The organism is Streptococcus sp. CF8_St5-17 (assembly GCF_024295665.1).
Taxonomy (GTDB): domain Bacteria; phylum Bacillota; class Bacilli; order Lactobacillales; family Streptococcaceae; genus Streptococcus.
Genome location: NZ_JANCOU010000005.1, coordinates 45,152 through 67,906 on the forward strand (window position 1 = coordinate 45,152; position 22,755 = coordinate 67,906).

At 38.9% G+C, this 22,755-nt stretch carries 19 protein-coding genes, 2 pseudogenes and 1 other annotated feature; of the genes and pseudogenes, 1 reads left to right on the forward strand and 20 read right to left on the reverse strand.

Going from position 1 to position 22,755, the window contains the following annotated elements:
* Nucleotides 1-291 precede the first annotated feature (291 nt).
* The 18 genes and pseudogenes from pyk to NMM19_RS05525 form a co-directional block, all read right to left on the reverse strand.
* Nucleotides 292-1,797, reverse strand: coding sequence for a pyruvate kinase (gene pyk, locus NMM19_RS05440; protein ID WP_254730305.1), 1,506 nt, complete (start codon nt 1,795-1,797; stop codon nt 292-294).
* 65 nt (nt 1,798-1,862) lie between these two features.
* Nucleotides 1,863-2,870: a 6-phosphofructokinase gene (gene pfkA, locus NMM19_RS05445; RefSeq protein WP_254730308.1), complete on the reverse strand. Its 1,008-nt coding sequence runs from the start codon at nt 2,868-2,870 to the stop codon at nt 1,863-1,865.
* 81 nt (nt 2,871-2,951) lie between these two features.
* Nucleotides 2,952-6,053: a DNA polymerase III subunit alpha gene (locus NMM19_RS05450; RefSeq protein ID WP_254730311.1), complete on the reverse strand. Its 3,102-nt coding sequence runs from the start codon at nt 6,051-6,053 to the stop codon at nt 2,952-2,954.
* A gap of 157 nt (nt 6,054-6,210) precedes the next feature.
* Nucleotides 6,211-6,645, reverse strand: a complete 435-nt coding sequence (locus NMM19_RS05455; RefSeq protein WP_178894768.1) for a hypothetical protein — start codon at nt 6,643-6,645, stop codon at nt 6,211-6,213.
* A 206-nt stretch (nt 6,646-6,851) separates the two neighbouring features.
* Complete coding sequence (locus tag NMM19_RS05460; RefSeq protein WP_178894767.1) at nt 6,852-7,232, reverse strand: VOC family protein; 381 nt, start codon at nt 7,230-7,232, stop codon at nt 6,852-6,854.
* 767 nt (nt 7,233-7,999) lie between these two features.
* Nucleotides 8,000-8,119 (reverse strand): annotated as a pseudogene (locus NMM19_RS05465) (Hsp70 family protein); the annotation flags it as partial.
* Nucleotides 8,119-8,550 (reverse strand): hypothetical protein, encoded by a 432-nt coding sequence (locus tag NMM19_RS05470; RefSeq protein WP_254730314.1) that lies wholly within the window; start codon nt 8,548-8,550, stop codon nt 8,119-8,121. The pseudogene NMM19_RS05465 and the gene NMM19_RS05470, both read right to left, overlap by 1 nt.
* Before the next feature lie 109 nt (nt 8,551-8,659).
* A pseudogene (locus NMM19_RS05475) lies at nt 8,660-8,893 on the reverse strand (deoxycytidylate deaminase); the annotation flags it as partial.
* Nucleotides 8,894-8,998: 105 nt separating this feature from the next.
* Nucleotides 8,999-9,358 (reverse strand): 50S ribosomal protein L20, encoded by a 360-nt coding sequence (gene rplT, locus NMM19_RS05480; protein ID WP_000124830.1) that lies wholly within the window; start codon nt 9,356-9,358, stop codon nt 8,999-9,001.
* A 50-nt stretch (nt 9,359-9,408) separates the two neighbouring features.
* Nucleotides 9,409-9,609, reverse strand: a complete 201-nt coding sequence (gene rpmI, locus NMM19_RS05485) for a 50S ribosomal protein L35 (protein WP_003003453.1) — start codon at nt 9,607-9,609, stop codon at nt 9,409-9,411.
* 33 nt (nt 9,610-9,642) lie between these two features.
* The gene (infC, locus tag NMM19_RS05490; protein ID WP_006149857.1) at nt 9,643-10,173 is read right to left on the reverse strand and encodes a translation initiation factor IF-3; all 531 of its coding nucleotides are present in this window, start codon (nt 10,171-10,173) and stop codon (nt 9,643-9,645) included.
* A gap of 15 nt (nt 10,174-10,188) precedes the next feature.
* Nucleotides 10,189-10,319, reverse strand: a sequence feature (ribosomal protein L20 leader region).
* A gap of 107 nt (nt 10,320-10,426) precedes the next feature.
* Entirely contained in the window at nt 10,427-11,821 is a 1,395-nt protein-coding gene (gene pgdA / locus NMM19_RS05495; protein WP_254730317.1) for a peptidoglycan-N-acetylglucosamine deacetylase PgdA, read from the reverse strand.
* A 115-nt stretch (nt 11,822-11,936) separates the two neighbouring features.
* On the reverse strand, nt 11,937-13,664 hold the full coding sequence (gene ezrA, locus NMM19_RS05500; protein WP_178894765.1) for a septation ring formation regulator EzrA: 1,728 nt from the start codon (nt 13,662-13,664) through the stop codon (nt 11,937-11,939).
* Between the two features lie 80 nt (nt 13,665-13,744).
* Nucleotides 13,745-15,691 carry a DNA topoisomerase (ATP-hydrolyzing) subunit B gene (gene gyrB / locus NMM19_RS05505; protein WP_254730320.1) on the reverse strand — a complete coding sequence of 649 codons (1,947 nt, stop codon included), beginning with the start codon at nt 15,689-15,691 and terminating at the stop codon, nt 13,745-13,747.
* Nucleotides 15,692-15,705: 14 nt separating this feature from the next.
* Nucleotides 15,706-16,269 (reverse strand): HAD family hydrolase, encoded by a 564-nt coding sequence (locus NMM19_RS05510; protein WP_302851385.1) that lies wholly within the window; start codon nt 16,267-16,269, stop codon nt 15,706-15,708.
* Between the two features lie 110 nt (nt 16,270-16,379).
* Complete coding sequence (locus tag NMM19_RS05515; protein WP_254730325.1) at nt 16,380-16,928, reverse strand: DJ-1 family glyoxalase III; 549 nt, start codon at nt 16,926-16,928, stop codon at nt 16,380-16,382.
* A gap of 10 nt (nt 16,929-16,938) precedes the next feature.
* Nucleotides 16,939-18,162, reverse strand: coding sequence for an FtsW/RodA/SpoVE family cell cycle protein (locus NMM19_RS05520; protein WP_254730328.1), 1,224 nt, complete (start codon nt 18,160-18,162; stop codon nt 16,939-16,941).
* A gap of 11 nt (nt 18,163-18,173) precedes the next feature.
* On the reverse strand, nt 18,174-20,645 hold the full coding sequence (locus tag NMM19_RS05525) for a bifunctional DnaQ family exonuclease/ATP-dependent helicase (protein ID WP_254730331.1): 2,472 nt from the start codon (nt 20,643-20,645) through the stop codon (nt 18,174-18,176).
* Between the two features lie 121 nt (nt 20,646-20,766).
* Here NMM19_RS05525 and NMM19_RS05530 point away from each other — a divergent pair, with 121 nt between their 5' ends.
* A complete protein-coding gene (locus NMM19_RS05530) occupies nt 20,767-20,952 on the forward strand; it encodes a hypothetical protein (protein WP_006148859.1) in 186 nt (61 codons plus the stop codon).
* A 23-nt stretch (nt 20,953-20,975) separates the two neighbouring features.
* Here the strand turns inward: NMM19_RS05530 and NMM19_RS05535 are convergent, their stop codons facing one another.
* Together NMM19_RS05535 and NMM19_RS05540 are read right to left on the reverse strand one after the other, a co-directional pair.
* The gene (locus tag NMM19_RS05535) at nt 20,976-21,824 is read right to left on the reverse strand and encodes an NAD(P)H-hydrate dehydratase (RefSeq protein ID WP_254730341.1); all 849 of its coding nucleotides are present in this window, start codon (nt 21,822-21,824) and stop codon (nt 20,976-20,978) included.
* Between the two features lie 3 nt (nt 21,825-21,827).
* Complete coding sequence (locus tag NMM19_RS05540) at nt 21,828-22,652, reverse strand: phosphate ABC transporter ATPase (RefSeq protein ID WP_254730343.1); 825 nt, start codon at nt 22,650-22,652, stop codon at nt 21,828-21,830.
* Nucleotides 22,653-22,755 lie beyond the last annotated feature (103 nt).

Here is a 22,755-nt window from a genome sequence, read left to right on the forward strand (position 1 = left end):
TCATTCATCAGTTCCTTTTTAGGGACTGTTTTTTTCTTGACAAAGTATTGACCCTATAGTACAATATAGTCTGCGATGAGTCGATATGTAGCGAGAGCTACAATTGCGCAAAGGAGGTCATTAACGCAGGAGCGGACCTTGAGAAATTGTGTGAACCGGTTTCTCACATGGAGATGCCTCTCATGCTTTCTGGTTTTCCAGAAAGCTTTTTTTAATTCTTTTATATTCCACAACAAAAAAGCCTATCACCCAAGTTCGAACGCTTGAAGTGATAGGTTTTTATTTTTTTGATTAACGTACAGTGCGGATACGCATAGTGTTTGTACGAACTGCTTCACCAAGTGGCACACCTGCTACGATAACGATATCGTCACCAGATTGTACAAGACCTGCTTCAACTGCTTTACGTTCAGCAATTTCAAACATGTCATCAGTTGATGATGGAGCTTCTGTCAACATTGGGATAACACCCCAGTTCAACATCAATCCACGTTCTGTCAACTCGTCAAATGTTAATGCCAAGATATCAGCATTTGGACGGTATTTAGAAATCAAACGTGCTGTGTGACCAGTCTTAGTAAGAGTTACAACCAATTTGATGTCCATTGAGTTTGTAGCATCTTTAACTGCTGAAGCCATAACTTCTGTCTTAGAGTTACGTTCAAATGAATCTGAGTTCAAACGTCCGTATTCGTTAAGAAGAGTTTGAGCGTTCTTGTCGATTGTAGCCATTGTACGAACAGACTCAAGTGGGTATTTACCGTTTGCAGACTCACCTGAAAGCATTGTAGCATCAGTTCCGTCGATAACAGCGTTAAATACGTCTGATACTTCTGAACGAGTCGCACGTGGTTTTTCAGTCATTGTTTCAAGCATGTTTGTTGCAGTGATAACAACTTTACCAGCAGCGTTAACTTTAGTGATGATCATTTTTTGGTAAACTGGAACCATTTCGAATGGTACTTCGATACCCATGTCACCACGAGCGATCATGATACCGTCAGCAGCTTCAATGATTTCGTCCAAGTTATCGATACCTTGTTGGTTTTCGATCTTAGCGAACAATTGAACGTGACCGTTACCAGTTTCTTCACAGATTGCACGAACTTCATTAACGTCTTTTGCAGTACGTACGAATGAGATCGCGATAAAGTTGATACCTTGTTCAAGACCGAAGCGGATATCAGCGTTATCACGTTCAGCAAGAGCTGGGAAAGGAATTTTAGTGTTAGGGATGTTTACACCTTTTTGTTTAGCGATAACACCGTCGTTTTCAACTTCAACGATGAATTCACGATTTGCGTCGTCTTTTTCTACAACGCGAAGACCAAGTTTACCATCGTCAACCAATACTTGGCGACCAACTTCAACGTCATCATAGATATCAAGAGCACCAGCAACGTTCAATGCAATCACTTCACGAGTTGATTTGATTCCTTGTTTAGTTGCAACACGGATTCTTTCACCAGTTTTGTATGAGTACTCTTTAGCTTCACCTTCGAACAATTCAGTACGGATTTCTGGACCTTTAGTGTCAAGAAGGAAACCAACTTTTTTACCTGCAAGTTTTTCTGCAAGTTTAACAGTTGCCATACGGTCACCTTGTTCTTGGTGGTCACCGTGTGAGAAGTTGAAACGGAATGTGTTAGCTCCTGCTTCAATCAATTGAGCAATATTTTTAGCTGAAGCTTCAACGTCAAGTTTTTCACCCCAGTATCCGTCATCACCGAATTTTTTACCACCACGGATTTCTACCGCAGGACCCAAAGTTGCAACGATTTTTACACGTTTGTTCATGATTTTGTGACTCCTTTATATAATTCGACCTTTAATGGTCATTTTACCAGATTAGTTAAAGTTGATTATGACAAGCTCTTGTTCAAGTCAGAAAGTTCAATATCAGCTTTGTGAGGGTTGTTAACGACAATTTTACCATCAGCTGTTAAGCTAAACAAAGCTCCTTCTTCTGCTGTTCCAAGAATTGGATTTTCAACCATTTTCTCGTTACGAATACCGACAGCGACACCACCGATTCCTTGTTTAAGAAGTTTAACAGCGTGTGCGCCCATACGAGATGCCAATACACGGTCACGAGCAGTTGGTGAACCACCACGTTGGATGTGACCAAGTTCTGTGACACGAAGGTCACTTGTATCTCCAGCTTCTTTTAGTTTTTGACCAAATTCAGCCGCTGACATAACACCTTCTGCCAAAACAATAATGTTGTGTTTTTTACCGTGTTCATAACCAGTTTTGATGCTTGCTACGATATCTTCAAATTTGAAATCTTCCTCAGGGATGATGATTTCGTCAGCACCAGTTGCGATACCTGCCCAAAGAGCGATATCACCTGCGTTACGTCCCATTACTTCAACAACGAAAGTACGACGGTGACTTGATGATGTATCACGAATCTTATCGATTGCATCCATTGCAGTTGTTACTGCAGTGTCAAATCCGATTGTAAAGTCTGTACCTACGATATCGTTATCAATTGTTCCTGGAAGTCCGATAGCAGGGAATCCATGCTCAGTCAAGCGCATAGCTCCATGATAAGAACCGTCACCACCGATAACCACGACACCTTCGATACCGTGTTTTTTCAACTGCTCAATCCCTTTAAGTTGACCTTCGAGTTGTGCAAACTCAGGGTAACGAGCAGAGTGAAGGAAAGTACCACCACGTGAAATGATGTCTCCTACAGAAGCAGCATCAAGAGGATAAATCTCACCAGCAACCATACCAGCGTATCCATCATAGATACCGAAAACTTCCATTCCTTCTGAGATTGCTTGACGAACAACAGCGCGGATGGCAGCATTCATACCAGGGGCGTCTCCACCACTAGTCAAAACAGCAATACGTTTCATTTGGTTTTGCTCCTTTTTCTTTTAACATTCTAACTGATTATACCATATTTAAAGTTAAAATTCTTTTATTTTCATTGATTTTTAACGATAAATCGTTTTCATTGTCATTTGACTTAAAGATTCTTGTAAGCTTGCGTCTTTTGCTACAAAATAATCTGGCAAAAGGACATTTTTTTGTTCATCCTCATAGCGAATAACGACAGGAATTTGTCCCTTGTATTGCTCTAAAATATGATAAATTTCAGCATCGTGGTCATGATTGGAAACTTGAATCCAAAAACGCTCACTCACTGCCTCTTTTAAATTATTTAAAACTAATTGAAGACGTCCGTCCCTAGCCTGAACTTTCCCATTTAGGTAATAGAAACTTCCTTCGTGCAAGAGATTTTTAAATTGGCGGTACTGTTCAGAAAAAACAGTGATCTCAAGACTTGTTTTACTATCAGTAACTTTCAAAAAGGCCATGTTTTCACCTTTTTTAGTTCGAATCACTCGGATAGACTGAATCTCAACGAGCACTGTAGCTGTCTGTCCCTCGAAAAGCTCAGATAAACTCACGATTGGATACAAAGGATTCTTCGCTAAAACTAGCAATGGGTGTTGGCTAATTCCAACGCCTAACCAATCTTGCTCTTTTTGGAATTTTTCAATATTTGAAAAGTCCTCTGTATCTGTCCAACTATAGCTAGAATCCCCAAAGAGGCTACCTAATTCTTCTACAAAGATAAATAGAGTTGGTAGATTGGTTAAGATTTTTTGACGATTTTTATCAAATCCGTCAAAAAGTCCTACTTCCACTAAAGGGGTTAAGAGGCTAATCTTTTGATAATTTTTGGGTAATCGTGTGATAAAATCTTCAACACTGCTAAAAGGACGATTCTCGATTATCCAATAAGCAAAGTCGCGAGGTATTCCCTTAATACTTTTAAGACCCAAATAAACCGTCTTATCCTTTAATTTATCCTGATATGGAATTGTATTGATCGAAAGCGGTACTAGTTCAAATCCCATTTCAAGTGCATCGAGAATATAATCTCCACTCGCATAATTGAGCATGACTTGATAAAAAATGGCTGGAAAATGTGTCTTAAAGTAAGCAAGTTGAAAAGCTAAAGCCGCATAAGCATAAGCATGCGAACGGTTGAAGCCATAACCGGCGAATTTCTCCATGACAGCAAAAACTTCTTGCGCCTGTTCTTTGCTGTGTCCTTTTTCGAGTGCACCTTGGATGAAACTTTCTTCCATTCGGTGCATCTCAGCTGCGTTCTTTTTCCCCATAGCACGACGTAAAATATCGGCCTTCCCAAGGCTAAAACCAGCATATCGCTGAGCTACTTGCATCACCTGCTCTTGGTAGAGCATAATACCATAAGTCGGAGCTAAGATATCTTCTAGCACAGGGTCCAGAACTGTCACCTTTTCTTTACCATGTTTTCGAGCCACAAAGTTGTCGATATAGTCACTCGCACCTGGTCGGTTCAAGGAAGTCGTCGCCACTACTTCTTCAAAATTTTGTGGTTTCACGCGTTTCAATAATCGTATGGCCCCAGGTTGTTCAAACTGAAAGATTCCCTTGGTCTTACCTGTAGCAAAGAGGGCTAAGGTTTCCTTATCTTCAAGATCAATATCTTCAATTCTTAGTGAAATACCTTGAGTTTCATATAAGAGCTCCTGCATTTTTTGAGCGAAGGTTAGGTTTCGAAGGCCTAAGAAATCCATCTTGAGCAAGCCATTTCCTTCAACTCCATGGGCATCATACTGGGTAATCAGCATATCCTCTCCATACTTGAGAGGAATATAATCTGTTAGATTTTTATCACTGATAACGACACCAGCTGCATGGATAGAAGTCTGTCGTGGATAGCCTTCTATCTTCTTAGCAATTTCAAAAGCCTTTTGGTACTCCATCTTACTCTGAATAAGTTGTCTAAAACCTAGATTGCCTTCATAGGCTGTCGTAAGAGTATCTTTAGAGGCTATTTTTTTCGTAATGGCCGTCAATTCATACTCAGGAACACCATACCGTTTAAAAACATCTCGGATAGCCTGCTTGGCACCAAAGGTCGAGTAAGTAACAATCTGCGCAGCATGGATACTACCATATCGATCACGAACGTAGCGAATAAACTCTGGACGATAGATATCAGGAATATCAATATCAATATCGGGCATGGTATAGCGTTCACGATTCAAGAAGCGTTCAAAGATGAGATTTTTTGCTACAGGATCAATTCCTGTAATATCTAGAGCGTAGGCTACTAAACTTCCAACTGCAGAACCACGTCCCATTCCCATGTAATATCCCTGAGACCGACCAAAACGCAATAGGTCCCAGACAACCAAGAAATAGTCATCGAATCCCATATCATGAATCACAGATAGCTCTTCTTCTAAACGAGCCTGATAATCTTGATTCCATAACCCTTTCTGCTTCAGACCCTGAATAGCTCGTTCCCGGAGTTCTTCAACAGCAGGTCTCTCTGGATTGAAACGTGGAAGTTTGAGACTACTATCAATCTCGTAGGAAGTACCCTTGGTCAATCTTGCTAGGTTTTCGAGTGCTTGTGGAAACTTCTCTACAAAAACCTGTTCTAGACGGTCAGCAGGCAAAAACAAACCCTGTTGAGATTGAACATCAACCTCTCGCAAGGTCACATTTTTCTTAATCGCCTTGAGCATTTGAAGCGTTTCTAAATCCTCAGATTCGAAGGAATTAACACGATAAAGTGGGAGAATGGGGTGAGAAAAATTCGACTGAGGTGTATCTGGATACACTCCGATATAGTAGTCATGTCCTAAATCCAAGGAATCAATTGCAGAATAATAGGGAACAATAACACAAATATCTTCTAGATAGGGAGAAAAATCAGTCCATTCCTTTTTACCTGTCATCTTTAAAGACGACAGCTTCATCAGGTTTTGATAACCTCGGTTTGACAGGGCTAGAAAACGTAGATTAATCCATTCATCTTTATGATGAACAGTCATCTCAAGACCTAATACAGGCTGAATCCCTTGCTTTTGGCACTCTTTGATAAAATAATAAGCTCCATAGAGATTATCTTCATCCATGATTCCAAGTGATGAATAGCCATATTCCTTCCCTTGACTGACATATCTCTTAATCGAAACCATGCTCTCCATGAAACTATAGACTGTTTTGGTATCCAGTTGGGCAATCATTCTTTCTCACCTCCCTTATTCTTTCTCTATTATACCATTTTAAAAAATAGAAACATAATTTCTTTCTAATCATTAAACTAAAAAACCACAGCCTTAAAAGCTATGGTTTTATGATATGAAATAAGTTCGAAGAAGAGTTGCGCCTAGCTTTTTTAACTTAGTTACTTGTATCTTTCGTTAAAAATATCCCGATTAAAACTAGAGCTAGGGAGAGAAAAGGAAAAATTCTAAAAATCTGCCAATCCGGGTCGAATGCTAAAAGTCCTGAAAGCAAATAAAATCCTGCACTTGTATACAAGACAGTTTTATTTACTTTCTTGATTCCTATCTGTGTTAAAACAGTTGCTACAGCGTAAGCAATTAAATTAGGACCTAGAAAAATCAAGAATACAATTCCCCATGGAGCAGTAAATAAAGCAAGAGTTAAAAATAGAAGAATATAGGTAAGTGCCAAATAAAATGAGAAAGATAGAAGAGCCGAGGGTTTCTTGACTGCTTTTGGACCATTCTTCATATCTTCCACCGAATTATTTTCTACAATTAGTTTATCTTCTTCTTTGTTTAGCTCTACATTTGGATTTTGGTCTGACATCTTTTTCTCCCACTAATTTGTTTAATTATTTTTATTATATCCCAAATTATCAAATTAAGCTAGATAGAAAAAAGCCATCTATGTTAGTCTCAGACAAACGCTCACATTTGTCTGAGACTAACATAAATGACCTACACTACTCCGTATCAGGTTTTTCTGAGTCAGGTGAAATTGTCTAACTCAATTTGACAAATGAGGAGTTTTTATTATTTTTCACGAATCACTTCTACCTTGTATCCATCTGGATCTTTGATAAAGTAATAGTTTGGTTGAGCACCTGGAAGCCCTTTAGGTTCCGTTACTTCATAACCTTTTTCGCTATGTTCTTTGTGAAGAGCTTCAAGGTCAGGTGTACTTAGAGCGATGTGAGCAAAGCCGTCACCCACAACATAAGGCCCATGATCATAATTGTAAGTCAACTCCAATTCATAATCATCACCGTCAAGACCTAGATAAACAATCGTAAAAGCATAGTCTGGAAAATCCTTACGACGCAATTCCTTAAATCCAAAAGCATCTTGGTAAAAAGCAATTGATTTTTCAAGATTTTCTACTCGCAAGCAAGTATGTAACATTTTTGAAGCCATATCATTACCTCTTTCTTTTTACTAATTCCATTATACCCTTAATTAGAAAAATTTACTAGAAACTAGAACGATAGTCTCTACTCTGTATTTCAGTCTCAATCAATACTTTCACGATTTTCCTTACGAATATTTCGCATAACCAAAAGTAGGATAAGGATGAAGAGCCATTCTAGAAAATAAAATGCAAACTCATTGTTCATCAAGAGAACATCCACTTCCATTCGCTTACCAAGTAGATCCGTTACCGGACCAATCAAGATAATCAATAGACGTCGGAGGAAAATAAAAATCTGGACACCATACAACATATGAATTTTCATTACCGCAGCGCTTGAACTTTGCTCCTTTGTGAAATAAGATAAGGCAATGGCATTTAAGAATAAAATCAGCGTTATCTTAAATGTATCTCCACTGAGAATAACAGCATCAAAGAAAGCTAGCCGAACATGGATATAAGGAACTAGATAAAACACAAGAATCCCTAACAAGGCTGGAAGGAAAACTTTTATAACTGAAGATGGAAAACCTGATTTCAGTTTTGTATAGAAAATCACAGCAATAACAGAAATTAGAATATAAAGATAGTTTAAGACTAAACTAAAACTCAGTTCATTTTCGGTAGCCAAAGCAACTAGAAAGCCAGCTGATAGAAACAGCCCCAGTGGAACCAACTTGTTTAAAGAAACAGCCACTCTCAAACCGTGATGCACATGGAAACCATCGACAATAGAAAAAATGCTTATAAATAATAAACAAGAGATGAGTCCAAGCGGAACAACAGATGGCGTTAAATATTCTCCAAATGCATTTGGAATCAGTTTTACTTGACCATCTTGATAAACGCCAACCAAAGAGTTAGTCGTTCCTAAATCAATACTTACTATCATCACTCTCCATTTTTAAATAATATAGTTCCAATAAATACCAGTATCGCTTCCACAAGCGGTGGTATATGATTAATCACCCAATCCGGATCACCCGCAGCAATAAATGAAAAAAAATAAATAGCTGCTGCGATATAAAGAGTTGCTTTATTGCTATTCACCATTCCATTCCAAAGCAGGATAGTTGCTATCACAAAGCTAATAATATGGATTCCCAAAAAGTACAAAAAGCCACCAATCCACGCTCCCATTGCAAAGAGAGCAAATAAAAGTAAAACTATATAAGCAATGGCTAAGAACAAAGCAATAGAAAGGATTACAGAATTTCCGACTCTCTTTTCTGACTTCATTTCATCGTTCTGAAAAAGACTTTCATCTGAAACAAATGCCTCTTTTTCTTTATCTACTTCAGGATTTTTTTGTTGATCTGTCATGACTCTCACCCAACCTTTATCTTAATTTTCACGGTCTCTTTAAAACAATTATACAAAATTTTACTACTATTTCCACGATATTCATGTGTTTCATTCATGATATTCTTGAAATAGCATTTACTTCCGTATGAATCGTCCGGACACAGTGTCCCTCGACCATGAGGCAACCATACTCTAAAAAATGATCTGTCCCAGAAACGAATCCATTATACCCGGTTGCGATGACCTTGTTATCCTTAACAAGAACAGCCCCCACATTAGCACGATTACAGGTTACCCGATTCGAAATCAATAAAGCCTGTGCTGCAAGATACTCATCCCATGCTAGTCGATTGTGTATCACCTTTGTATCCTCTATTTCTCCTCGTAATAGTTACGATTATTTTCATTATAGCATGAAATCAGCAAGAAAAAAAGACTGAGAAAATCTTCCCAGTCTTATGAATAATTATTTACCAAGTTTTGCTTTAGCTGCGTCTGCAAGAGCTGTGAAAGCTGCTGCATCGTTAACAGCCAAGTCAGCAAGCATTTTACGGTTAACTTCGATCTCAGCCAATTTCAAACCATGCATCAATTGTGAGTATGAAAGTCCGTTCAAACGAGCTGCCGCATTGATACGTGTGATCCACAATTTGCGGAAGTCACGTTTCTTTTGACGACGGTCACGGTATGCATAGTAGTAAGAGTTCATTACTTGTTCTTTTGCAGTACGGAACAAGATATGTTTAGCTCCATAGTAACCTTTAGCTAATTTAAGAATACGTTTACGACGTTTGCGTGATACAACGCCACCTTTAACACGTGCCATTTATATTTCCTCCAAATATTTCCTAGAATTGTTTACTTACAAATACGCGATTATTTCAAGCGAGTAAGCATTGCTTTGATACGTTTGAAATCTCCTGCATGCACCATAGATGCTTTACGAAGATGACGACGTTGTTTTTTAGTTTTTCCGTGGAAACGGTGAGATGTATAAGCACGGAAACGTTTAAGTCCACCAGAACCTGTACGTTTGAAACGTTTAGCTGATGCGCGGTGTGTTTTTTGTTTTGGCATGATTTTTTCTCCTTTTTTTAACTTTCTGACAGATTATTTCTTGTCAGTTGCTGGTGCCAACTGCATGAACATTTGACGACCATCCATTTTAGCACGTTGTTCGATGATAGCAATATCTTGAGTTGCTTCAGCGAAGTCTGCTAAAACTTTTGCACCAATCTCTTTATGGGTAATCATACGTCCCTTAAAGCGAATAGATACCTTTACTTTGTTTCCTTTTTCAAGGAACTTACGAGCATTGCGAAGTTTAGTTTCGAAGTCACCCTTGTCGATAACTGGGCTCAAACGAACTTCTTTCACGGTCACAACGCTTTGTTTTTTGCGTTGCTCTTTTTGTTTCTTCTGGTACTCAAATTTGAACTTACCGTAGTCCATAATTTTCGCAACAGGAGGTTTAGCTTGAGGCTGAATGAGAACCAAGTCCACGTTAGCTTCATCCGCAAGTGCTTGCGCTTCGCTTAGTGGTTTGATACCCAATTGCTCACCTTCAAGACCGATTAAGCGAACTTCGCGTACACGAATTTCATCATTGATGAATAAGTCTTGCTTTGCTATGGTTTTCACCTCTTTTTTTATTTTAGAGAAAAACAAGAGCGGACTTGCTAACGCAAATCCGCACTACATGATTATATTTCATTCCTGAAACTTGATCTGTAGGGGCCAGACAACGTTAGTCGCAAGGCGAGAAGTTCTCACTTCTGCTTTTCTCATCTTGTATATAATATCAAGTTTTCCCCTACTTGTCAAGATAAAAATTTATCTTTTTTATTTTTTCTTGATGGAATTTTGATTCAAGTCACATCCTTAGGTATTGACTCTACTGATTCCGTGAATAGTAAATCTCATGTGGTTTCACATGGTTACCTAGCAATTCAGATACTGTAACAAAGCTATATCCTTGTCCTTGCAGATACTCAATAACTTTTGGCAATGAGTTAACGGATGTTTGATGGATATCATGCATGAGGATGATAGATCCATTTGTCGCTTGACGCTGAATTTCTGTCAAAATCGCAGCTTCATTTTTACTCTTCCAATCCAAACTATCCACATCCCACATGATAAAGCTTAAATCAAGGCTATTACGAATATCATCTGAGATTGCACCGTATGGTGGACGCATCAATTTAGAGCTTTTGCCAAGAACTTTTGTAATAGCATCTTCGGTATCTGTAAGCTGTTTCTTAGCGTCTTCCAATGACAGTTTTGTTAAAACCGGGTGATTCCAACTATGGTTTCCAACTTCATGACCTTCAGACTGCATACGTTTAAGAATCGACTCATTGCCTGCAATATTTTTTCCTTGTACAAAGAAGGTTGCTTTGATCTTGTACTTGGCTAGAATATCTAAAGCTTGTGGAGTTGTATTTCCATCCGGTCCATCATCAAAGGTAAGAGCTACTACTTTTTTATTTTTCTCAGCCTGAGCTTTCTTATAAAGTTCTGCATCCTTTTCAGTTAGATAGGACGATTGGATAACATCAAAGAAGTCTGAAATAGGCAAAGCTATTTCTTCTACATTATTGGTTACTTTGATTGGATAAAGAACCAATTGACTATCTTTGTATGCAAACTTCCAAGATGATAAATCGCTAGCTGTAAAATCGGCTATTACTTGATCAACAAGTGTTTGCTCAATCTTTTTATCAAGAAGTGTTGACTTGATATCCTCAAGAAACTTTTCCTTAGCTTTGCTAGCATCTGTAAAGAGCTGATCTAATGTAAACAGGGTCCCATCTTCCTTAAGATAAAGCTGATCTAACGATGTATTTTCTAATTCCACAACAGTAGAATCACTCAAATCATAGGCCTGTTTTTTTACAAGATGGCTCTCCACACCTTTGATAGAGGAAGAATCTTTTTCAGAGTAGTAAAAAATCAAATGTTCTTTATCTTCTACCTTATCCGTAATATCTTTTACAATGATATCCTGAACAGAGGTAATGACCTTGTCCCCCGTCATAGGATAGTAGGTGATGATTTCTGCCTGCCCCTTACGAAAATGATCTTTCCGACTTCCTTGTGAATAGGAATCATCTTTTTCCTTTTTCAGTGCTTCAATTTTTTCCTCAAAAACTTTTTTATTTGTTACCTTATAAGTTATGATGCCTTGCAAAGCCACCATTGTAAAAAAAAGCAAAGCCACTATTATCCATAAATTTCTTTGCTTCTTGTCTTCAACTGTTTTACGTCTTTTTCTATTTCTTGTCATAGTCATATCATATCAAATATAAACTATAATTTCAATGAAAACATGGCATGGAAATATTTAAAATAGGTAAAGAAAAGTAAAAGAATCCTAGGAAAATCTAGGATTCTTTTATAAATTAGAAACGGATACTTTCTCTTGTTTTTTCATAAGAAGTAACGAAGCGATTGGTAACACCAGGCTCAGCAACTTCTAATGCTTGAGAGATTTTTTCGAAAGATGCTTGGTAATCAAATGTTGTTTCAAAGATATTCAAAGCTTCTTGGAAAGCTTGTTGAATACGATCATCAAATGATCTGTAACGGTTCGAATATTGAAGCAATTGTTCCGTCAATGTTGCATTTTGAACAATACTGTATGTTTCTTCTTCCAACATATTCATATCATTTGTCGCAATCTCAAGGATGCGATTCACAGATTCGATATTCACTTGCGCTTGTTCCAACTCAGCCATCAAGTCTTCTGTACTGTGACTTGCATCAAAGAAGAGTTTCAAGAATTTTTGAGGAATTCCTGGAAGATTTCTCTTCTCCATGTAGCGTTTAATCGTATGCAGACGGTTGACATATACATTTGCTTTTTGACGAGCATTGATGTCATCTTTTTCAATTTGAACGAGACGCTCACTAACACCGATTTGGTCATCTTCAATATCTTTTAATGTAGATTGGAGATTTTCCAAACGTTCTTGTAAGACAGAATATGCTTCTGAAACTTCTGACTCTGCATTATTCATTTCTTCAATAGTAGCATTCAAGGCTGAGATATCAGCTTGAAGACGACGAACTCGATTCACATCGCTTTCTGAAATCAAATAGGTTTTCCCAAGACGTTCGATATCTTTAACTAGTACCTGATTGTTTTCTTTCAAGTGTTTAAGATAGGTAGGAAGGGTAGTTACCAATTTCTCAAAAGCTTTATGGGCTGCAATTTCACGAGTGAAAATATCATAAAGTGCATTGATTTCTTCTTGGATTTGAGTATTTTCATACTCTGCATTATCCAACTCCAATGTACGGATATTTTCGTGATTATTCTTCAAGGCTTCATAGAGAAGTTGAAGACGAGATTCGATATCAGTTTCTACAAAATGGTAGTTTTCATCTAAAAGTTTGCGGTAACCAGCTTCTAAATCTTCAAGTTGTTCTGGCAATTCAGTAGTAAGCTTAGTGACAATCGCTGGAATTCTTTCAACGATATGTGTCAAAGCTAAAATATGATTTTCAGCGTTATCTAAAATGCCTGCTGCTTCAACCGGATCTCCCGATGAATTCAAGGTTACAAATTGAGAAAACTCAGATTGGATGTTCTCCAATTGTTTTTCAATTTCTGGAAGAGCTTGACCATATTTTTCAGGATCTTCAGCTACAGTGTTTTGTAGTTTCTCAAATAAATCTAGGGCATGCAGAACACGTCCACTATTTTTTGACTCTTGTTTTTCTAACTCAGACAAGGCATTACGAATTGCTGCAATATCCTCTTCAACAAGTTGGATTTGACTTTCAATTTGATCAATCTGGTGCTTAGCTTTCAAGAAACGGAATGAGTTATTGTATCCTTCAGCTTCAAAGAGGTTATTCTCGATATCTGCAAAAGAGTTAAGAGACAAATCTACCCATTTTTGGTTCCATTCTCTAAAAGCAATCTGACTTTGACCGATCAGATGCATGTTTTTTACAACCTCTACCTCATCATTAACAGGAAGGTTATATAGTTCTTCTTTTCTTTCTTCTAAAGCTGCAAGTCTACTCTCATTTCGTTTACGTAGCAAAATTGCTACTGCAAAAGCAATAAGAAGCAGGACTGCAATTCCAATCAAAGTAATAATCAACTGATTATTTGACATATCAAACTCCTTTTATACATGACACAATTGTAATGATTATATCATATTTTTCAAACCTTGGGAACTATTTCCCAATTTTTTTATACGTCAAGAGTACTGTAAACAGCGTTTTCTTCGATAAATTCTCGACGTGGTTCTACTCGATCACCCATGAGCATATCAAAAATCTTATCTGCTTCTGCAGCGTCATCTACTGATACACGGGCCATAAGGCGATGTTCAGGATTCATAGTAGTTTCCCAAAGTTGGTGGTCATCCATTTCTCCAAGACCTTTATAACGTTGAATGGTTGGTTTTGAACGACCTTCGCTGTAGCGAGCCAAAGCTTCTTGTAGGCGAGTTTCTTGGTCTGCACCAGGTTGAATATATTCTTTAATCTCACTACCGACTTTAACACCGTAAATTGGTGGCTGAGCGATATAAACATAACCTGCCTCTAGAACGGGTTTCATATAACGATAAATCAGAGTTAACAAGAGAGTACGAATATGGGCTCCATCGACATCGGCATCTGTCATGATCACCAGTTTTTGATAGCGAGCTTTGCTAACATCGAACTCAGCGCCAAATCCTGTTCCCATAGCTGTGAAAAGACTGCGAATCTCCTCATTAGCTAAAATCTTATCCATGCTCGCTTTTTCAACGTTAAGGATTTTACCACGAATTGGTAAGATGGCTTGGAACTCACGATTGCGTCCTGATTTTGCAGAACCTCCTGCAGAGTCTCCTTCGACGATAAAAAGTTCAGTTTCAGCTGGATTGTTTGATGAACAGTCCGCTAATTTTCCTGGAAGGTTTGAAATTTCTAAACCAGATTTCTTACGTGTAACTTCACGCGCACGCTTGGCAGCAACACGCGCTTTGGCAGCCAAAATCCCTTTTTCGACGATGCGCTTAGCAATCTGTGGATTTTCCAAGAGGAAGTCAGAAAATGCATCACTGAAGAGGCGATTGGTAATCTTCACAACTTCACTATTTCCAAGTTTGGTCTTAGTTTGTCCTTCAAACTGAGGGTTTGGATGCTTCACAGAGATAACGGCTGTCAATCCTTCACGGACATCCTCACCTGTTAAGTTATCTTCGTTATCTTTTAGAAGTTTGTTTTTACGAGCATAGTCATTAATAACACGAGTTAAGGCTGTACGGAAACCTTGCTCATGTGTTCCACCTTCATGAGTATGAATATTGTTGGCGAAACTCATGACATTCTCGTGGTAACCCGTTGTGTACTGCATCGCAACTTCCACTGTAATATCATCCATTTCACCATCTGTGTAGATTGGTGTATCAAAGATAACATCCTTGTTTTCGTTGATGTACTCAACGTAGCTCGCAATCCCACCTTCGTAGTGATAATGCTTGGTTTGTTCAAGTCCTTCACGTTTGTCAGTAATAGAAATTTGAAGACCGCGGTTCAAAAAGGCTAACTCTTGAATCCGTTTATTTAATTTGTCAAAATCAAATGTCGTTGTCTCAGTAAAAATTTCTGGGTCTGGAGTAAAGTGAACGATTGTTCCTGTTTTATCTGTTTCTCCAATCACCTCAAGATCTGCAACAACATGTCCACGACGGTATTCTTGGTAATGAATCTTTCCATTTTTATGAACGCGAACATCCAACTGTGTTGAAAGAGCATTTACAACGGATGAGCCCACACCGTGCAATCCACCTGACACCTTGTAGCCGCCACCTCCGAATTTCCCTCCGGCGTGAAGAACAGTAAAGACTGTTTCAACGGCAGGTCGTCCTGTTTTTTCTTGGATATCAACAGGAATCCCACGACCATCGTCAATAACTGTAATCGAATCATCTGGCTCAATAAAGACCTCGATATGACTAGCGAATCCAGCCAAGGCTTCGTCGATAGAGTTATCTACGATTTCCCAGACTAGGTGGTGAAGACCCTCTTTCGAAGTTGAACCGATGTACATACCTGGACGCATACGAACAGCTTCCAGACCTTCCAAAACTTGAATTTGACTAGCATCATAATCTTGTGCCTGTTGGTTTTTAATATCTTCTGTCATGTTTCCCCTTTTTCTTACATGTCTATTGCTTGTTTTAACGCTACAACGTTCTCAAAGAGATAGGCATCTAAGCCTGCAGCATGGCCTGCTTCTACATCAATGGCACGGTCACCAATGACTAGACCTGACGTTATATGATACTTATCACGTAAATAAATCATCGATTCAGGATCAGGCTTGCGTTTAAAACCTGAACTAGCCGTCACTACTTCTGTAAAGTAGGGAGCTATCTCAGTTTTCGCTAGAATCTCCAATACCTGATCGTTTCGATGAGAAACTAAGAAGTTACGGCCACCTTGGTCCGAAATATTCTCTAAAAGAGTAGGAATCCCATCAAACAAAACTGGATGTTCAAGCTCTCGGGCTTCATTTTCCTTATATTTTTCAAGAAAGTTTTCAATACCTGGAGCATACTTTTCGATAGCAAAGGCAGTCGAAACCTTCAAAGCTTCGTAAACACTATCGTGTTCCTGCTCAATCCCGAACTCTGCTAATGTTTCTACAAAAGCTGCTGTAGAAGTTTCATAATTATCAAGCAGGGTTCCACCTAAATCCCAGATGTAATCGTGATATTTCATACCCTTCATTATACCATTTTTTTATAAAAAAAGCGATGTTTACCTTGGTTTTTGCCATTAAAAAAGAGAAGAATCTTCTCCATCAAGAAAGATTCTCCTCAGTTTGTTCATTATTTTTCAAATAGGTCTGTGTAGAGCATGCCATTTCTTAGAGACTCAGCATCTCCGCCCAGTGTTTCAACCAGGTAGTAAGCAAAGGCTAAAGCTGTTGCTGGCCCACGGCTCGTAATGATATTTCCATCTACGACTACTGTTTCTTTGTGGTAGTGACCGTCAGCAATTTGTTCTTGAACTCCATCATAGCAGGTGAAGTTTCTACCTTCTAGTAGACCTGCCTGTTTCAATGCAATTGGAGCCGCACAAATGGCTGCAACCTTTTTACCGATTGTATCAAATTTTTGAAGTTCGGTGATTAATTGTTCATTGTCCCGCAAGTGGGCAGCACCAGGCATACCTCCTGGAAGGACAATCATGTCATACTCTGATAAATTACCATCAAACACTCGATCAGCTTGAACTTGAATGGCATGTGAACCTGTCACTGTATCTTCAAATCCTACCATATGGCAGGTGATATTTGCGCGTCGCAAGACGTCTACGACAGTCAAGGCTTCAATTTCTTCAAAGCCATTTGCTAGGATAACTGCAACTTTAGGCATAGCGACCTCCTTATTTCACTTTCTTCAGTACAACTTTTTTACGTTTGAATCTTGTTCGACCACTCTTTTCATCAGCCAAATGGGTTTGGTAGCTCATCGATAAAAGCAAACCGACACCAATTAGATTACTGATAATAGCGGATCCCCCTTGGGAAATAAAGGGCAAAGGAATCCCTGTCAGAGGCAGAAGACCAGTAACCGCACCAATATTTTCAAAGATATGGAACAAGAGCATCATGATAAATCCAGTTGAGATGTAGGTATAAAATTGATTGTTAGATTTGAGGGTTATCTTTAACATACGATAGATGAGGAGTAGATAGAGTGCAACCACAACAACTGAACCAATAAATCCAAAATCTTCCGCAATTACTGTGAAAATCATATCACTCTCGCGGACTGGAATAAGGAGATTAGACACATTAAAGCCTTGACCAAAAATTCCACCGCTACCAATCGCAATTTGACCCTGCGCCTGTTGATAGGTAGTCGTTTGGGCATAATCAAAGGGATTGAGCCAAGCAAGGATACGGTTAATCTGATATGTCGGCATCCCAATTTGATGCATAAAGGCACGCCCATCCTTTGTAATGAAGATGGCTAAAAATCCTGTAATGGCTGATACAACTGTTACAAAGACTGGAATGATAATCTTCCAAGAAACACCTGACAACAAGACAAGACCTGCAAAGATCGCAACAAAAACCATTGCCGTTCCAAGGTCACTTTGTAAGGCTAGTAACACTAAAACTGGAATCGTGAAAACGATCATCCAAAGAATCAAAAGGAAATCTAAGCCAATAGTTCGTTCTTTGTCTTTATGTTTCTTGGTAAAGGTTACGATAACGTATGCCAGCATCAAAATATAGGATATCTTCATGAATTCGGATGGTTGAAAAAGTGTATAACCACCGATTGATACCCAGTTTTTAGCACCTGTTGCTGCTACTAAACTCGGGTTGTAGAAGACCAAAGGCAAGACCATCAAGGCTAGACCGAGTCCATATAAATAAGGTGTGGACTGCCAGAGAAACTTTGTGTTAAAAAACATGACTATGAAACTAAAAACAATCCCTAGCGATATCCAAGCCAGTTGTTGTCCAAGTATGGGCCAAACATTATTTGGGTAGTCATGACTAACTGCTATATAAATAGCTACAACTCCAATCACCAATAAACAAAACACTGGTAATATTAAACTATAATCGACCCTAGAGTCGAATGAACGTTTCATAACGGTCTCCTTCATTCTTTCTGGTATTCATTTCGTTGTTTATGTAAAAAATCTTGAACATTGATATAAATTTGCTCTCTGCTAATGACTCTAACGCGATTGCTTCGAGCCAAAGCCTTGCTGATTTGCTTACCATAACGTTTACTTGCCATGCGGCTATCTAGAATCAGAACTGCAGAGCGTTGCCCCACTCGACGCATGGTTCTTCCAATCGCTTGCTTGAGGCGAATAATGGCCATAGGAAGCTGATAATCGTAAAAAGGATTTTTCCCTTCAAGGCGGAGCTCTTGGTTCATCTTTTTAGTAAAAGGATCTTCTGGATTTTGGAAAGGTAGACGAGTCACCACTTCAATAACCCGCGGATGTCTTGAAAAATCGACACCTTCCCAAAAACTTCCCGCACCAAGCAAAAGCTCACGCTCGCCTCTTTCAAAACGTTTTTTTAATTGAGCTGGTTCCCCATGCTTGTACTGGGCTAGATGGGGAATTCTTAAAGTATCAGATACCTGCAATAATAAATCTTTCGCAGTAAACAAGACTAGAATGGGTTCTTCAAACTGGAATAATTCTTCTAGAACTTCTACAATTGCTTGTGCATATTCCTCAGATGAAATTTCTGTCACCAACGGAAAATCATTCACCAACAAAATTTCCTGATTTTCCTGAAATTGTTCATCTAGGTAATAAATGTTTGCTTGCGGGAATCCTAACAATTCTGGCAAAGAAACTCTGCTACTAATTTCTAGGGTTGCAGAGATTCCGAGAAGCTGGCAGGATTCTGGAAATATCTGAGAAAATAGCAAACGTTGATCGCGACTAGAAGTAATCTCGATTTTTTTACTAGAGAGTTCTGAAACTGATAACCAAAATTCTCCTTCAGACGAGAAAAATCTCTGATAGTCTTTAAATTCTGGTAAATTCAACTCAGAAAAATCTTGTCGGAGCTTGTCAATGCTACTAGCTGGACACATCTTCCGTTTGCCAGATAGAAACTGCTCCAGCAGATAAGAAAGCTCAAAACGAATACTCTCTAGCAAGCGTCTTTCAAGCATGCCTTCTTCCCTTGATAGAGCTTGGTCTAGTTGATCTAGCAAATCCGTTAGCAAATAAGATTTTCGAGAAAGATTTTCCAAGGTCAACAAGATTTTCTGGGCTTCATCCAAAATCAAGAGACGTCCCTCTAAAAGACTCGGATCATCTTCAAGTCGAGTAAGGAGGTAAGCATGATTTGTCACTAGCAACTTACAAGAACGCGCTTTTTCCTGACCACGTCTCCAAAAATCCTCTAGCCAAAAGAGAGAATCTTTGTGAAGATTTCCATCATGAACCAAGTTTGGTAAAAATTGCTGATAGCGATAAAGCTGACCAATTTCATCTAAGTCTCCAGTATCAGTCTCAGTCAGCCAAACTAGGAGTTGCATCTTGAAACGCGTATACAAACGATTGGACTCTTCTTCCTCTAGTGCTGCATGAAAGGCATCTAACTTCAAGTAATTCTGTGGTCCTTTGAGACTATGAGTAGAAATGTGGAAAATCTCTTCTAGTCTTTTAGCCTCCTCTTGCATTACCTGATTTTGAAGGATTTTAGTCGGAACACTAAGTAGGATTCCCCCTTCGTTTTCAAGTGACAAGGCTGGCAGGAGATAGCCGTAGGTTTTTCCGATCCCCGTTTGAGCCTGAATAAAAGAAATTGTTTCCTCTTGTAAAAACTCTTGGACCTTTTGAGCAAATTCTTCTTGTCGGCTTCTTTCCTCCAAACCCAACAAGGCAATGTTAGTCTGGAAATCTTTAGATAGTTTTCGCGGAGAAAGAGCTGATTTTTCTTTTCTTAAGAATAAACCTTGCACTTCTACCAAATCGTGCTCAACGAGGAGGGACTGTTTCTGATAAACTTCCTCGATGACTAGGTAAGATTCATAGAGTAAGCTGTCTGATAAACTCAATAAGCGCTCCAACAACCCTTTTGGCAGTTCAAACATCTTTTGTCTCATACAAAGAAAGAGTTCTGCTGTTGCTTGGGCATCAGATAGGGCTGAATGGGCTTGCTCTAGAGGAATCCCCAACTCTTGGCAAAGAATGCCGAGATTATACTTCTCAAGTTGAGGGTAAAATACTTGAGCTAACTCCACTGTATCGATACGAGGCGTACGCAATTCATAACCCTCAAAAAAGAGGAATTCTGCCAACAAATTAGCATCGAATTGAACATTGTGCGCAACAAAAATACCGTCTTTGACCAGTTCAAAAATCTTTCCAGCTACCTGAGAAAACTCTGGAGCCTTTGCCAAACGTTTATCAGTCAAACCCGTTAGTTCTTTTATATGAGAATCCAAGTGTTCATGAGGGTTGACATCAGTAGCATACTGCTCAACAATCTCACCATCTTCAATGACTACAATTCCCACTTGGATGATTTTTGCCTTACTTCCAGTACTTGTTGCTTCTAAATCTACAACTACGTACCGATCATTTCTAAAATTCATCACTAAAAATTATATCAAAATTTGAACCATTTGACACCCATGAACTTCATTTGAAGAGTCAAGTTTCTTGTAAGATTTGAAAAAAAATGATTGAATAGATTTGTAGAAAAGGAGCGAACTCATGAACCCATTAGATTTGTTTAATCAAGTAAAAGAACTCATTGAGAACAAAGATTTTTCTGCAGCAAAAACATTTGTTGAAGAAAACAAGGATCAACTCGGTGAGTACCTTAGCCAAGCACAGGCTTTGGTCTCAGGATCAGAAGGCCTTGACGGTCTTGTAGATAAGGTCAAAGGCCTCTTCTAATCATCAAAAGACACCTGAAAAACTCAGGTGTCTTTTTGTATTTTTTTCATGAATGCAGGAATATGTTGACTAATCGTGGTTGGTAGAACGACAAAGTTGTCCTCAGCTAATTCTTGAGCAATTGCTGAGTGCAGATATGTTGCTACCGTCACCCTTTCATAGAGACTAACTTGTGGAAATTGCCCTGCAAAACCAGCAATCATTCCCGCCAAAGTATCACCCATTCCTCCAGTTGCCTGATAGGGGCCACCAACACTCAGCTGATAACAATCAACTTGACCAGCTTGCCAGATTCGAGTCGCAGGACCTTTTTGGACTAAAATCGTCCCTAAAGGAAATATCGTCAAAGCCTCTCCTGTTTCCTCAACTCCTTGAGAAGCCAAATCTAAACCTGACAAGGCTTGCCATTCCCTTTGATGAGGAGTTAAGACAAGATGGGCTTTAGGAAATTTCATTCTCGTCTTCGCTAAAATGGATAGGGCACCACCATCCAGTATGAGGATCTGATTTTGCTTTAAATGAAAAAACACTGTTTGGAGAAGCTCTTCTCCACGCCCATCATCTACTAGTCCAGGTCCAACTAAGACAATACTAGCCTTCTGCAACTGTTGCTCCAGTAATTGTTTATCATCGATGTCAAAAGCCATAGCCTCAGGAAGATGACTATGCAGAGCTGGAATATTTTCTTTATCCGTTGCTACTGTCACCAAGCCTGCGCCACTTTTAACAGCCCCTAAGGCAGCCATAATAATCGCTCCACCATAAGGATACGTTCCCCCAATCAAGAGAAGACGACCATAGTCTCCCTTATGACTAGAACGAGGACGCTCGATGATTACTTTTTTCAGTAGAGCTTGATCAATGACTTTCATACACTACTCCTTCAACTTATCCGTACCATGTAGTACTTGATTAACCTTAGTATTCCAAGCCTGTAACCCTTCTCCCTCATAGTCTAGGTAAATCACTCTATCTTGTAATTGATAAGGAATTAAACCTTCAAAACAAGCCTTATCTTTTGAAGGAATAACACACAAATGAAGAAAGGTATCCAAATCTAAACTATCTTTTACCTTCGCAACATGATAGCCATCAAATATATAACCTGGTGCTTGAATCAATTCTTCATAAAGAAAATGAAAACTAACTCCAGGAATGAACTTTTCTTGCAATTCCTCCTCAGACGGTGCACGTCCTAACAAACGCTCCATAGCGAGTCGGTAACCCGAAGTCGTATTAGACCATCCGAACATGATATAGTCAAAATAGTCTGCTGGATCAGAAGCTGCATTACGACTATCTGTAACTAGCTCAGCCCCACTTTTACCAAATACTTTTACCGCCGACATGATTTTTCCAGTCTGAAAAATATCCTGAGCCGCCTCAACTGTACAAGTATGACTACAATAATTGGAAGTAACCAACTTCCTCTGGATATCATAGGTAGAAGCTACAAGGCGATGACTTGGTCTGTAGGGAGGAAAATAGCTATGGTCTTGCAAATAATCATGAATTTGTATATTTAATTCATGATTCTCACATTCCACAATGGTCTGACGATGATGGTCCTGTTCGTAAGCAATAAACTTTGCTAGCTTCTCCAATTCCCATTCTTTAATCTTAGGATAGTTTTCAAGAGCAAATTGATATATCCCATCCCACTGGAGACTAAAATCTGCATTACAAACTTTTACAATCATGGTCCTTCTCCTCACATTCTCTTACTTTCATTATACACCTCACTACCCAATTAATAAAGGAGAAGACTATATAGTCTTCTCCTTTTTTCATAATGATTAGCCT

Excerpts from the sequence above, each read along its gene's own strand:
- pyk (WP_254730305.1), bottom strand. The coding sequence starts at position 1,797 with ATGAACAAACGTGTAAAAATCGTTGCAACTTTGGGTCCTGCGGTAGAA.
- pfkA (WP_254730308.1), bottom strand. The coding sequence starts at position 2,870 with ATGAAACGTATTGCTGTTTTGACTAGTGGTGGAGACGCCCCTGGTATG.
- NMM19_RS05450 (WP_254730311.1), bottom strand. The coding sequence starts at position 6,053 with ATGATTGCCCAACTGGATACCAAAACAGTCTATAGTTTCATGGAGAGC.
- NMM19_RS05455 (WP_178894768.1), bottom strand. The coding sequence starts at position 6,645 with ATGTCAGACCAAAATCCAAATGTAGAGCTAAACAAAGAAGAAGATAAA.
- NMM19_RS05460 (WP_178894767.1), bottom strand. The coding sequence starts at position 7,232 with ATGGCTTCAAAAATGTTACATACTTGCTTGCGAGTAGAAAATCTTGAA.
- NMM19_RS05470 (WP_254730314.1), bottom strand. The coding sequence starts at position 8,550 with ATGACAGATCAACAAAAAAATCCTGAAGTAGATAAAGAAAAAGAGGCA.
- rplT (WP_000124830.1), bottom strand. The coding sequence starts at position 9,358 with ATGGCACGTGTTAAAGGTGGCGTTGTATCACGCAAACGTCGTAAACGT.
- rpmI (WP_003003453.1), bottom strand. The coding sequence starts at position 9,609 with ATGCCAAAACAAAAAACACACCGCGCATCAGCTAAACGTTTCAAACGT.
- pgdA (WP_254730317.1), bottom strand. The coding sequence starts at position 11,821 with ATGACAAGAAATAGAAAAAGACGTAAAACAGTTGAAGACAAGAAGCAA.
- ezrA (WP_178894765.1), bottom strand. The coding sequence starts at position 13,664 with ATGTCAAATAATCAGTTGATTATTACTTTGATTGGAATTGCAGTCCTG.
- gyrB (WP_254730320.1), bottom strand. The coding sequence starts at position 15,691 with ATGACAGAAGATATTAAAAACCAACAGGCACAAGATTATGATGCTAGT.
- NMM19_RS05510 (WP_302851385.1), bottom strand. The coding sequence starts at position 16,269 with ATGAAATATCACGATTACATCTGGGATTTAGGTGGAACCCTGCTTGAT.
- NMM19_RS05515 (WP_254730325.1), bottom strand. The coding sequence starts at position 16,928 with ATGCCTAAAGTTGCAGTTATCCTAGCAAATGGCTTTGAAGAAATTGAA.
- NMM19_RS05520 (WP_254730328.1), bottom strand. The coding sequence starts at position 18,162 with ATGAAACGTTCATTCGACTCTAGGGTCGATTATAGTTTAATATTACCA.
- NMM19_RS05525 (WP_254730331.1), bottom strand. The coding sequence starts at position 20,645 with ATGAATTTTAGAAATGATCGGTACGTAGTTGTAGATTTAGAAGCAACA.
- NMM19_RS05530 (WP_006148859.1), top strand. The coding sequence starts at position 20,767 with ATGAACCCATTAGATTTGTTTAATCAAGTAAAAGAACTCATTGAGAAC.
- NMM19_RS05535 (WP_254730341.1), bottom strand. The coding sequence starts at position 21,824 with ATGAAAGTCATTGATCAAGCTCTACTGAAAAAAGTAATCATCGAGCGT.
- NMM19_RS05540 (WP_254730343.1), bottom strand. The coding sequence starts at position 22,652 with ATGATTGTAAAAGTTTGTAATGCAGATTTTAGTCTCCAGTGGGATGGG.